Origin of the sequence: Roseovarius carneus (genome assembly GCF_020141465.1) — a bacterium.
Lineage (GTDB): Bacteria > Pseudomonadota > Alphaproteobacteria > Rhodobacterales > Rhodobacteraceae > Roseovarius > Roseovarius carneus.
Genome location: NZ_JAHSPD010000001.1, coordinates 1,810,422 through 1,822,718 on the forward strand (window position 1 = coordinate 1,810,422; position 12,297 = coordinate 1,822,718).

Consider the following 12,297-nt stretch of genomic DNA (forward strand, 5'->3'; position numbering starts at 1 on the left):
TTAACACCGAATGCGCAGCCCGGGCGCATGCTCCGGGGGCCAATCGCATCGGAGGCAGGTCATGAAACGCGCCCTTATCACCGGGATCACCGGACAGGACGGCTCATATCTGGCCGAACTTTTGCTGGAGAAGGGTTACGAGGTCCATGGCATCAAACGCCGTGCCTCGTCCTTCAACACGCAGCGGATTGATCACATCTACCAAGATCCGTTTCAGCCCGATCCCAAGCTGAAGCTGTGGTATGGCGACCTTACGGATACCTCAAACCTCACCCGGCTCTTGTCGGAAATCCGGCCAGATGAGGTCTATAACCTCGGCGCGCAGAGCCATGTCGCGGTGAGCTTCGAGGCCCCGGAATACACCGCTGATGTGGACGCAATGGGCACGCTGCGCCTTTTGGAGGCGATCCGGTTTCTGGGTATGGAGAAGACCTGCCGTTTCTATCAGGCTTCCACCTCCGAGCTTTATGGGCTGGTGCAGGAAACCCCGCAGACCGAGACGACGCCGTTTCACCCGCGCAGCCCTTATGCGGTGGCCAAGCTCTATGCCTATTGGGCCACGGTCAATTACCGCGAGGCGTATGGGATGTATGCGTGCAACGGCATCCTCTTTAACCACGAAAGCCCCCGGCGCGGCGAGACCTTCGTGACCCGCAAGATCACGCGGGGCCTCGCCAATATCGCGCAAGGGCTCGAAGATTGTCTGCATATGGGCAATATCGACGCGCTGCGCGATTGGGGGCATGCGAAAGATTACGTGCGGATGCAGTGGATGATGCTGCAACAGGACGCGCCCGAGGATTTCGTGATCGCCACGGGCACGCAATATTCGGTGCGCGAATTTATCATATGGTCGGCGGCGGAGCTTGGGATTGATCTGGCGTTTTCCGGCACGGGCCTCGATGAGATCGCCACGGTGACGGGCGTGACCTCCGATGCGGCACCTGCTGTGAAGCCGGGCGATGTGATCTTGCGCATTGATCCGCGCTATTTCCGCCCCGCCGAGGTTGAGACGCTTCTGGGTGATCCGAGCAAGGCCAAGACAAAGCTGGGATGGGTGCCGCAGATCACCGCCCGCGAGATGTGTGCAGAAATGGTTGCCGCAGATCTCAAGACCGCGCGCCGCCATGCTCTTTTGAAGGCGCATGGCATGGACCTTCCGGTGAGTGCCGAGAATTGAGGGGTGCTGCGCGATGACGATCTATGTGGCCGGGCACCGAGGTATGGTGGGCAGCGCGATCTGCCGTCAGTTGGCCGCGCGCGGTGTGTCGCCCAAGGATATCCTCACCCGCACCCATGCTGAGCTTGATCTGGTGGATCAGGCGGCTGTGCGCGCATTTATGCAGGCCGCGCGCCCGGAGGCTGTGATCCTTGCTGCGGCTAAGGTGGGCGGCATCCATGCCAACAACACGTACCCTGCGGACTTCATCTACGTGAATCTGATGATGCAGGCCAATGTGATCCATGAGGCCTTTGGCGCGGGGGTGCGGCGGCTTTTGTTCCTCGGGTCATCCTGCATCTATCCGCGCGCCGTGGCCCAGCCGATGCGCGAGGACGCGCTTCTGACCGGCGTGCTGGAACCCACGAACGAGCCTTATGCCATAGCCAAGATCGCCGGGATCAAACTTTGCGAAAGCTATAACCGCCAGCATGGCACCGATTATCGCAGCGTGATGCCGACCAATCTCTATGGCCCCGGCGATAATTTCCACCCCGAGAACAGCCATGTCCTGCCCGCGCTGATTCGCCGCTTTCACGAGGCGCATGCGGCAGGCCACGAGGAGGTGGTGATCTGGGGCAGCGGCACGCCGCGCCGCGAATTTCTGCATGTGGATGACATGGCCGAGGCGAGCCTTTTTGTCATGAACCTTGACCGCACAGCCTATGAGACCAACACCGATCCGATGCTCAGCCATATCAATGTCGGCACCGGGGTGGATGTCTCCATCGCGGAGCTTGCGCAAATGGTGGCGGATGTAACGGGTTATAAAGGTCGTATAGCGTATGACAGCGACAAACCGGATGGCACACCGCGCAAGCTGATGGATGTGAGCCGTCTGGCTTGTATGGGCTGGCGCGCGCGCACCGGCCTGCAAGACGGTCTGCGCGAGACCTATGACTGGTACAAAGGCAATGCCCATTCCGTAAGGGAGACATGAGTTGAAAACCCGCCCCCAAGATCCGGTATGCGCGCTATGACAGATGCGCCTTTGATTTATCCCGTGATCCTATGCGGTGGGTCCGGCACGCGGCTCTGGCCGCTGTCGCGCAAAAGTTATCCTAAGCAATTCAGCGCGCTTACCGGCGATGGCAGCCTCTTTCAGGCGTCGGCGCGCCGGGTGCAGGGCGATGGGTTTGCCGCTCCCGTGATTCTGACAGGTGAGCCGTTTCGCTTCATCGTGATTGAGCAATTGGCCGCCGCCGAAATTCAGCCCCAAGGCGTTCTGATCGAGCCTGAGGGGCGCAACACAGCGCCCGCCGTTCTCGCCGCAGCCCTCTGGCTTGAGGCGCGCGATCCCGGCGCGCTTATGCTGGTGGCGCCGTCCGATCATGTGATCCCTGATGAGGCCGCGTTTCGCGCCGCCGTTCTGGCCGCAGCTCCGCGCGCGGCGGGCGGCGATCTGGTCACGTTCGGTATCCGGCCCACGCGGGCTGAGACAGGCTATGGCTGGCTTGAACTGGCCGCCGGGGCCGACGCGGAGGCGCAAAGCCCCCAAGCGTTGGAGCGGTTCGTCGAGAAGCCTCAGGCGGACAAGGCCGAGGAGATGCTGGCGGCGGGGAATTACCTTTGGAACGCCGGGATTTTCCTCTTCTCCGTGAGCGCCTTGATCAAAGCGTTTGAGGATCATGCGCCTGCCATGATCGCACCGGTGCGCGCCGCCGTTGAGCACGCGCAGGGTGATCTGGGCTTTACCCGTCTTGATGCGGGCGCTTGGGCGGATGTGCCCGAGGATTCGATTGATTACGCGATTATGGAGCCTGCGCAGAACCTTGCCGTGATGCCCTTTGGCGCGGGCTGGTCCGACCTTGGCGATTGGCAGGCCGTCTGGCAGGAAAGCGGGCCGGACGCGGATGGTAATGTGGTCTCGGCCAATGCCACTGCGCTCGATTGTGCCGGGACCTTGCTGCGTTCGGAGAATGCCGCGCAGGAGCTGGTCGGGATCGGCCTTGAGGACATGATTGCCGTGGCCATGCCCGACGCCGTCATCGTGGCGCGGCGCGCCGACAGCCAGCGTGTGAAGGAGGCCGTGGCGGCCTTAACTGCGCGCGGCGCGAAACAGGCCACCGCCTTTCCGGTTGATCACCGGCCATGGGGCTATTTCGAGAGCCTCGTGATCGGCGAGCGGTTTCAGGTTAAGCGGATCGTGGTCAAACCCGGCGCTGCGCTAAGCCTTCAAAGCCATCACCACCGCTCAGAGCATTGGATCGTGGTGCAAGGCACGGCGAAGGTGACGGTGGACGCGGATGTGAACCTGGTGGGCGAAAACGAAAGCGTTTTCATCCCCTTGGGCGCGGTTCACCGGATGGAGAATCCCGGCAAGCTCGACATGGTTCTGATCGAGGTGCAGACGGGCAGCTATCTCGGCGAGGATGATATCATCCGATACGAGGACGTTTATGCCCGCTCTTGATGGGTCCGGTCTTGAGGCGCGCAGGTTTGGTGCCGCGCGGCCCGACTGGCTGATGGTGGGCGCATCGGGCAGGGTAGGGCGCATGATGCGTGCCGCGTGGCCCTCTGGCCCGGACGCACGGATGCGGATCGTGCCGCAGATGCGTGTTCCGCAAGCGGGGCAGGCGCAGGCAATGGGCGAAGGCGCGCTCTGCTGGGCCCCTCTGGAGGGGCCGGAGCCGTTTGAACGCTATGTGCGTGCCGACGGAACTCCGGCGGCAATGCTGATGCTGGCCGGTGTGATTCCCGGCGCGGGCGCGGATTATACGGCCAATGTGGGTCTTGCCGTGGCCTGTCTTGAGGCGGCTAAAGAGGCGGGGTGCGGGCGGGTGATCATCGCCTCTTCGGCCGCTGTCTATGATCCTTTCGCACACATGCCTGTGGCCGAGGATGGCGTGCTCGCCCCGGCATCGGCCTATGGCGCGTCCAAGCTGGCGATGGAGCAGGCCTGTGCGCCTTACCGCGCGTTGGGCATAGATGTGTGCAGCCTTCGGATTGGCGATGTTCTGGGGGCGGACGGGTTGATGCGCAATGCCCATAAGGGCAGGCCGCTCGTCATTGACCGCTTTGCCGATGGGCGTGGCCCCATGCGATCCTATATTGGGCCCGCAACGCTGGCGCGGGTGCTGGGGACGCTGGCCGCTTCGCCGGACCCTTTGCCCGAGGTGCTGAACGTGGCCGCCCCTTTCGGATGCGCCATGGTCGATATCGCGGAGGCGGCTGGGCTTGATTGGGCATGGCGCGACGCGCCTGTGGACGCCGTGCAAAACGTGACGCTGGAGACGGCGCGCTTGGAAGAGATCTATACGTTTGCCCGTGACGAGGTTACGGCCCGAGATATGGTCGCGCAGCTGCGCCATATGCCCCGCGCGCAGTGAGCGCAGGTCCCATGCGACGCATCAGCCCGAGCAAACGGGCGTTTGATATCGCGCTGGCCCTTCTCTTGGGGCTGCTCACACTGCCGCTCATGGCCATTTTGACGGCGCTGATCCTGATCACTGATGGCGCGCCCGCGCTCTACCGGTCCGAGCGGATGCGCACGCCCGAACAAAGTTTCGGGATGCTCAAATTCCGCACCATGATGCCCGCGGGGGACGATACCGGCGTGACGGGCGGCGACAAGCGGCACCGGATCACGCGGTTGGGCCATCTGCTGCGGCGCACCCATCTGGACGAGTTGCCCCAGCTTTGGAACGTGCTGGTGGGCGAGATGAGCTTCGTCGGGCCACGCCCGCCACTGCGCCAATATGTGCAGGCGGCCCCGCTGATCTATAGGGACGTGTTGCGGATGCGGCCCGGGATCACGGGGCTCGCCTCTGCGCGGCTTGATCGGCGCGAGGCGCGGCTTCTGGCAGCCTCATCCAGTGCGGCTGAGACGGAGGCGATCTATCTGCGCCGCTGCGTGCCCGTGAAGGCGCGGCTGGACCGGATCTATGCGGCACGGCGCAACTTTTGCTGGGATCTGGTGATCTTGTGGCAGACTGTCTTTGGCACTCGGTTTTGATCCTTTCCAAGCCCCAAGTGATCTATTTGTTTGATGGCGCCGCGCAATAGATAAAAGATGCCTCCGATGAGCCTGCTTGGCGAAGATTTGTGTCTCAAGGGGTCGGACCAACGCAAAGCCACGCTCGGGGATGAGTATGTCGAGAAGAACCTCGCCGCCGCCGCTGAGTTTACGAAGCCCTTTCAGGAGGCGATGACGGCGTGGTGCCGGGGCACGTCTGGGCCTTTGAGCGGAGGGCAGCATGGCAAATGATGTGGCGGTCAAACCGTGTATCTTATGTGTCACGATCACCGGGTCCGTGCCGACCAAGGCCGACAATCCTGCCGTGCCGATCAGCACCGCGGAGCAGATCGAGAGCACGCATGCGGCGTTGATCGCGCGGGCGGCGGATTTGTGCGAGACATATATCTGCCCTATGGTGTCACCTGCATGGGCGCGCGACATTCTCGGGCTGCGCACGGCCTGAGGCGGAGATCCCCAAGCAGCAAGCCCGGACGGGGGGCTTTGGGCGAAAGCCCCAAGGGGAATGTGGCGAAATGTGGCAAAATCTGTACAGAAGCGCGGGTGGCTCCCCTGCGATGACGTAGAGGCTCAAACAGTGTTTTTAAGTGAAAATCCCTTATTCACGACCGGTCGGACAAAGCCCGTGTGGTTAAAACGTCACAAAGTTGCCTAGAGATAAAGACCTCCCCCGCCCCTTCGTTGACAGTGCAGGTCAAAATGCAGCATCACTCCCCCAAGCCGCATCCCATCGTGGGGCGTGGCGGATAATGACACATATCCCCGATAATATGAGGAGGGACTCCCTTTGAAAAAGCATCTGCTTTGCACCAGCGCGATCATCGGTTGCGCGATGGCAGCTCCAGCTACGGCCCAAGAATGGGACCTGAACTGGGGTGGCTTCATGAACCAACACATCGCGTTCGCTGACGTCAGCGGCACGACGGTCACTACCAGTGCCAACGATGGCATCGTGTTCCTGTCGACCACAGAAATCATCTTCACTCCTTCGGTTACGCTCGACAACGGCCTGACCTTCGGTGTGAATGTGCAGATGGAAGGCGAGAATAACGGCGGCGGCGCAATCGGTATCGATGAGACATACATGTCGATCTCCGGCGACGCATTTGGCCAACTCGACATCGGTTCCGAGAACTCGGCTGGTTATAAGATGAGCGTTGCCGCACCTGGTGTGACATCCATGTTCATCAACTCGCCTTCGATCTCCGCGTTTATCCCGCTGTCCTCGGCTTTGCCATGGAACTTCCGTCAGGCTGGCGTGTCCGCCTACACTGAGGTCGCAGGTAACAATGACGTTGACCGTCTGACCTACTACACGCCTTCGTTCAATGGCCTGACACTTGGTGTGTCGTATGCCCGTAACAACCAAGGCAACGCGGTTTCGTCGAGCAACGCCAACGCAGCCGGTTCCGTCGAGGATATTTTCGACATCGGCGTGGCATACAGCCAGACCTTCGGCACTACATCGGTTGACCTGTCGGCACGTTTCGGCACCGGTGATCGTACCGCACTTCCAGCAGCTGCAGCAGTCGCCGCGACTCCTGGTAACGCTGGTACAGCTGCAGTGACAGCAGTTCCTGCTGGCACCGTGGAAACATGGGCGGTTGGCGCACAGTTCGGCTTCGGCGACTTCGCAGTTGGCGGTCACTATGCTGAGAACGATGCTGGCCTCGTAGGCGACAATGGCGACCAGTCCAGCTGGGGCCTTGGCGGCACATACGACATGGCTGGCCCATGGGCGTTTGAAGCGGTCATGTTCTTCGGTGAGTTCGAAAACAGCGGTACAGCTGGCGCAGACGAAGAGTACAACGCATACCGTATCGGCGCGAGCCGTGACCTGGGTCCAGGCGTTGACTGGGACATCTACGCTGTCTACGCAGAAGCTGATGACAAAGGCGCCGTTGGCACCGAAGTCAAAGGTACTGTGATCGGTACAGCGATCAACCTGAGCTTCTAAGCTTTAGGTTCATCGATAAAGTCAGGGCGAGGGGGTGCATTCCCCCTCGTCTTCTTTTATGTGAAGGGCATCTGTTCATCAGGGTGCAGGACGCATGAAAAAAAGCATTATCTGGCTGGCCTCCTATCCTAAATCCGGCAACACATGGACCCGGATTTTTCTGGCTAATTATCTCGCAAATTCAGCAAAACCGCTTTCTATCAATGAGGCGCATCGTTTTTGCATGGGCGATACGATCGCATCAACCTATCACAAAGTTGCTGGGTGCCAGATCGACACAAAAGACATTGGGCTGACGCTGCGCCTACGACCCAAAGTGCTGGCGGGGATCGTGGCCAACAATGCGGATGTAAATTTCGTCAAAACTCACCATATGCGCAGAAGTGCCGGAAATATGGCGCTGATCCCGCCTGAGGTCACGCGCTCGGCCATTTATATCATGCGCAATCCGCTGGATATGGTGCTGTCTTATGCGCGACATTACGGCATTACGCCCGCTGTGGCTGTTGCTCAGATCGGAAACGAGGACAACGCAAACGCGGCTGATGAGAATTCTGTAGCACAGTTTCTCGGCTCTTGGTCCGGGCATGTCAAAAGTTGGACCTCCCCCTCGCCCTACCCGGTGCTTGTGCTCCGCTATGAGGATCTTTTGGAGGATCCTGAGGCGCAATTTGCCCGCGTTTTGACCCATATCGGGATTCCTGTGGAGAAGGAGCGGCTTAAAAAGGCTGTTGAGTTCGCGAGCTTCAAGGAATTGTCGCGCCAAGAGGAGAGCGCGGGCTTTATTGAGCGCCCCAAGCAAACGGAGAAGTTCTTTGCCAAGGGCGCAGCCGGGCAATGGAAAGACGATCTCGACAAACCGCTCATTGATGAAATCAAGCGCACCCACCGCAAGGTTATGAAGAAACACGGGTATCTGTGATGCAGGATCTCAAACGCGTAATCTGGCTGGCTTCCTATCCTAAATCGGGGAACACGTGGATCAGGTCCCTTCTGGCGCATTACTTCATGCCGCCCGGAAAAGCGCCTGATATCAATAATCTACGCCAGTTTACCACGGCGGATGTGCGGCAGGACTTCTTTGACGCGGCCAATGGCGGAGCCTTTCAGGGCAAGGGGCTTGAGGAATGGGTGAGGATGCGCGGCCCCGCCCTGCGCCTGATTGCGGCCTCCAAACAGGGCCATCATTTCGTCAAGACCCATTGCCAGACGATCCAGCTTTTCGGGGCCGACCTCATTCCGCCCGAGATTACGGCGGGCGCAATTTACGTGATGCGCAATCCGTTCGATCTCGCACCGTCCTTTGCGCGCCACCAATCCGCCGATATCGACACTGCGATTGAGCGGATGTGCCTTGAGAACACGGTGATGGGCACGCCCACAGGCATTTATGATGCGCTCGGGCGGTGGGACGATCATATCGCCCGCTGGACCGAAGCGCCGGGCCTCAAACGCAGGATCGTGCGGTATGAGGACCTTCTTAAACGCCCTGCAAAGGAAATGCGTGGCCTGCTCGAAGACTTCCTTAGCGTCAAGGTGGAGCCGCAAAAGCTCGCCCGCGCCGTGAAGGCCACCAGTTTTGCCAATATGCAAAAACAAGAGCGCGAGAAGGGTTTTAACGAGCGGCCCGAGGGGATGAAGGCGTTCTTTGCCAAGGGCCAATCAGGCGTCTGGCGGACGGATCTGACACCCGCTCAGGTTGGTCGCATCCGCGAAGCGTTTTTGCCCACGCTTGAGACGTGGTACCCTGAGCTTCTGGATGAGACGGCGGCGTTCGCCAAAGGCTGATACCCGCGTGCGTATATCTGTTGGAACCCTGTTTGGAAGGTCACGCTATGAAACCTCTGTTTGCTTCTTTCGCGGCTCTCGCCCTTGGCGCGTGCGCCGTTGCGGCCCCACAGGGCACGCGCACTCTTGGCTCCGATCTGGCAGTTGGAGGGGGCACGTATAATTCCCCCGGTGGCCTCAGCGTTGCGGCAGAGGTGCAGAATATCGGCGGTAAAATAGGGGTTTGCGGTGTCTGGGCGCAGAGCGAGAGCCAATCCGTGCTAACCAAGTTCTCGGCCAAGAACGTCTTGGCCAAGGGCGTGGTTCTCTTGAACAACGAGGTGATCCTGAGAGGGCTCGACCGTCTGGCCGAGGTCCCGCCCGCGCCGTCCTATGTGGGCCAAATGGGCAATTGCTTTGTGACCGAGGCACCTTGGACCGGCGGCGGAGAGGCGCGGATTTCGATCCCCCGCCAAGTGGTTGGCCGTGACGGGGATCTGGATCTGAGCGAGGAGGGCGGGTTTGTTGTGGTCTTCCGTCCCGGCGGCCCAAGCGCGCATCCCAGCGACCCAAAGCCTTGGGATTGACCCGCCGAACAGGCGTGGGCGCTGCGTTTCTACGCGGCGTAAACTCCTGCATGGCTGATTGCACAGTAGACAGCCCGCGATTTGTTCAACAAAGTGACAAGACGCTGGATTTAGGTGCGTGACAGCCGACAGGCTTGTACGATCTCGGTGCGGACTTGGGAGGGTTCTATGACACAAGCGGAGCGGCCGTGGACGGCTTTTTACGGGCCCGGCGTCCGGGTGGATATGGGTGCACCGTCCTACCGCAATCTGGCCGATTTGATCCGCTCGGTCGCCGAGACTTATGGCAAGGCTCCGGCCTTCACTTGCTGCTTGCCCAACGGAATGAACGGCACGCTGAGCTATGCCCAAGTCGATGAGATGTCCGATGGGTTTGCGGCCTATCTGCGCGAGGTGGCGGGGCTGAACAAGGGCGACCGGGTGGCGCTTCAGATGCCCAACGGGCTGGCCTTTCCGGTGGCGGCGTTTGGCGTGCTCAAGGCCGGGTGCATCTTGGTGAACGTCAATCCGCTCTACACCGCCGAGGAAATGGCGCGGCAGTTTGAGGATAGCAAACCTCACGCGTTGATCATCGTGGATATGTTCGCGGATAAGGTGCCGGCCGCCACGCGCGTGCACAAAATTCCCAACATCATCGTCACTCGTGTGGCCGAGTTTTTTCCTGCCATGCCGCGCGGGATCGTGGGCCTGGTGCAGAAATACTGGGACCGCTCAATCCAACCTGTTGAGATGCCCCATATCCGCTTGCCCGATGCCATCGCCGCCGGGCGACGGCATGTGTCGGAGGCGCGTGTCGAAGTGGACGCCTATCATCAGGGCGTGGGCACTGAGGATGTGGCGGTGCTGCAATATACTGGCGGCACCACGGGTGTGTCGAAAGGCGCGATGCTGACCCATGGCAATCTGATCATGAACATGGAGCAGACGATGGAGATGCTCTCCACGGCTGTAAAAAAGGGCGAAGAGGTCGTGCTAACAGCGCTGCCAATGTATCACATCTTTGCCTTCACGGTGAACCTACTTGGGTTCTATTGGCTGGGTGCGCGCAATATCCTGATCCCCAACCCGCGGCCTCTGTCGAGCCTCAAGCGGGCGTTTGAGAATTATAAAATCACTTGGATGAGCGGCGTGAACACGCTTCTCAACGGGCTGTGTAACGAGGCATGGTTCACCGACAGCCCTCCCAAACACCTCAAATATGCTGTCGCGGGCGGTATGGCTTTGCAATCCTCGGTGGCGGAGCGGTGGCAGCAGATCACCGGCGCGCCGGTGCTTCAGGGGTACGGGCTGACCGAGACATCGCCCGTGCTGACCTTTGAGCCACCGGGCAAGGCCCGGCCCGGCACGATCGGTGTGCCGGTCCCCTCCACGCAGGTGAAATGCGTGGCCGAAGACGGCAGCGACGCCGCCATTGGCACGCCCGGCGAGATCGCGGCGCGCGGCCCGCAGATCATGAAGGGCTATTGGGAGAAACCCGAGGAAACGGCCAATGTGATGCTGGGCGATTGGTTTCTCACCGGCGATATCGGCGTGATGGAGGCGGATGGTTATTTCCGCATCGTTGACCGCAAGAAGGACATGGTGGTTGTCTCTGGCTTCAACGTCTACCCCAATGAGGTGGAGGATGTTCTGGCGGCCCACCCCGGCGTTCTGGAAGTGGCCGTGATCGGCATTCCGGATGCCGCGGCGGGCGAGGCGGTCAAAGCGTTTATCGTGCCGGCCGATCCGGGCCTCACCAGAGACACCGTGCGCGCCTATTGCAAGGAGCATATGACCGCCTACAAGGTTCCGAAACAAGTGGAGTTCAGAGATAGTCTGCCAAAATCCAATGTCGGGAAAATCCTCAGAAAAGACCTGCGCGGCGAAGAGTCGCGCGGGCTTGCAGCGGAGTAGGATGAGTGGTCGGAGCATTCGAGCAGGCGCTTTTGGCGTTGATGATTTTCGTGATCATGCTGGGGATGGGCGCATCGCTTACCCCGCGTGATTTCTACCTCGCGCTCAAGCGGCCCTACGGCCTGGCCATCGGCGTGGTCAGCCAATATGGCTTCATGCCGTTCATTGGCTTCTTGCTCATCACCTTTTTGCCATTGCCGAGCGCGGTGGCGGTGGGGGTGTTGATCATGTCGTGTATGCCGGGCGGGACGACCTCGAATATCTTCACCTATTTCTCAAAGGGTAATCTGGCGCTTTCGGTTTTGATGACCGTGACGTCAACCGTTTTTGGCGTGCTTTTGATCCCGATTTTGCTGTTGATCTATGCCAACGCGCTGGATCTGGAGATCCCGCGCGAAAACATCATTGCCACGCTTGTTCTGCTGCTTGTGCCTGTGGCCATCGGCATGGGCCTGCGCCGGTTGAACGCCAATGGGGGGGCGGTTACGGAGTTCATGGGCTCGCTTCTGGCGGTGTTCTTTATCGCCTTCATCCTGATCAGCTGGGTCCCGCGCAACTGGGAATTCCTGCTCACGACCACGCCTGCGACCTATGTGGCGTCGATCGCTCTGGGCGTGTGCGGTATCGCAATCGGCTACGCCTTTGCCCGTGTGCTGCGTCTGCATCCGCGCAATGCGCGCACCGTGGCGCTTGAGACGGGCATCCAGAACGGCCCGCTCGCCATTGCCATCGTCGCCTTCACCTTCTCGGGCACCGAGGCGCAAAGCTATATGGCCGTGCCTGCGCTTTACTCGCTCTTCATCGTGATCGTGGCCACGTGCGTGACCTTCATCTTCCGCCGCGCGAACACGGCGGCGGAGCAGAAGATGCCGGATGGGTTGCTCTGAGGCGACACGCT

The 12,297-nt window shown here is 60.4% G+C and carries 11 protein-coding genes and 2 pseudogenes; all 13 read left to right on the forward strand.

Annotated features, from left to right (window positions below; all coding sequences use genetic code 11):
* Positions 1-61 precede the first annotated feature (61 nt).
* The 13 genes and pseudogenes from gmd to KUD11_RS09195 all read left to right on the forward strand — a co-directional run bounded on the left by gmd (position 62) and on the right by KUD11_RS09195 (position 12,286).
* Positions 62-1,180: a GDP-mannose 4,6-dehydratase gene (gene gmd / locus KUD11_RS09135; protein ID WP_109384974.1), complete on the forward strand. Its 1,119-nt coding sequence runs from the start codon at positions 62-64 to the stop codon at positions 1,178-1,180.
* Positions 1,181-1,193: 13 nt separating this feature from the next.
* A complete protein-coding gene (gene fcl, locus KUD11_RS09140; protein ID WP_109384973.1) occupies positions 1,194-2,159 on the forward strand; it encodes a GDP-L-fucose synthase in 966 nt (321 codons plus the stop codon).
* A 36-nt stretch (positions 2,160-2,195) separates the two neighbouring features.
* A complete protein-coding gene (locus KUD11_RS09145) occupies positions 2,196-3,632 on the forward strand; it encodes a mannose-1-phosphate guanylyltransferase/mannose-6-phosphate isomerase (RefSeq protein ID WP_397545209.1) in 1,437 nt (478 codons plus the stop codon).
* Complete coding sequence (locus tag KUD11_RS09150; protein WP_181375275.1) at positions 3,619-4,548, forward strand: NAD-dependent epimerase/dehydratase family protein; 930 nt, start codon at positions 3,619-3,621, stop codon at positions 4,546-4,548. Before KUD11_RS09145 ends, KUD11_RS09150 begins: the two co-directional genes overlap by 14 nt.
* Positions 4,549-4,559: 11 nt before the next feature.
* Positions 4,560-5,174, forward strand: a complete 615-nt coding sequence (locus KUD11_RS09155) for a sugar transferase (RefSeq protein WP_146190838.1) — start codon at positions 4,560-4,562, stop codon at positions 5,172-5,174.
* A gap of 66 nt (positions 5,175-5,240) precedes the next feature.
* Positions 5,241-5,387 (forward strand): annotated as a pseudogene (locus KUD11_RS09160) (carboxymuconolactone decarboxylase family protein); the annotation flags it as partial.
* Positions 5,388-5,415: 28 nt separating this feature from the next.
* A pseudogene (locus KUD11_RS09165) lies at positions 5,416-5,562 on the forward strand (3-keto-5-aminohexanoate cleavage protein); the annotation flags it as partial.
* A gap of 420 nt (positions 5,563-5,982) precedes the next feature.
* Complete coding sequence (locus KUD11_RS09170; protein WP_224380176.1) at positions 5,983-7,152, forward strand: porin; 1,170 nt, start codon at positions 5,983-5,985, stop codon at positions 7,150-7,152.
* 94 nt (positions 7,153-7,246) lie between these two features.
* Positions 7,247-8,074, forward strand: a complete 828-nt coding sequence (locus tag KUD11_RS09175; RefSeq protein WP_109384971.1) for a sulfotransferase domain-containing protein — start codon at positions 7,247-7,249, stop codon at positions 8,072-8,074.
* Positions 8,074-8,940, forward strand: coding sequence for a sulfotransferase domain-containing protein (locus tag KUD11_RS09180; RefSeq protein ID WP_109384970.1), 867 nt, complete (start codon positions 8,074-8,076; stop codon positions 8,938-8,940). Before KUD11_RS09175 ends, KUD11_RS09180 begins: the two co-directional genes overlap by 1 nt.
* Before the next feature lie 47 nt (positions 8,941-8,987).
* Positions 8,988-9,506 (forward strand): hypothetical protein, encoded by a 519-nt coding sequence (locus tag KUD11_RS09185; protein WP_109384969.1) that lies wholly within the window; start codon positions 8,988-8,990, stop codon positions 9,504-9,506.
* 168 nt (positions 9,507-9,674) lie between these two features.
* Positions 9,675-11,399, forward strand: a complete 1,725-nt coding sequence (locus KUD11_RS09190) for an AMP-binding protein (RefSeq protein WP_109384968.1) — start codon at positions 9,675-9,677, stop codon at positions 11,397-11,399.
* Between the two features lie 5 nt (positions 11,400-11,404).
* On the forward strand, positions 11,405-12,286 hold the full coding sequence (locus KUD11_RS09195; protein ID WP_109384967.1) for a bile acid:sodium symporter family protein: 882 nt from the start codon (positions 11,405-11,407) through the stop codon (positions 12,284-12,286).
* Positions 12,287-12,297 lie beyond the last annotated feature (11 nt).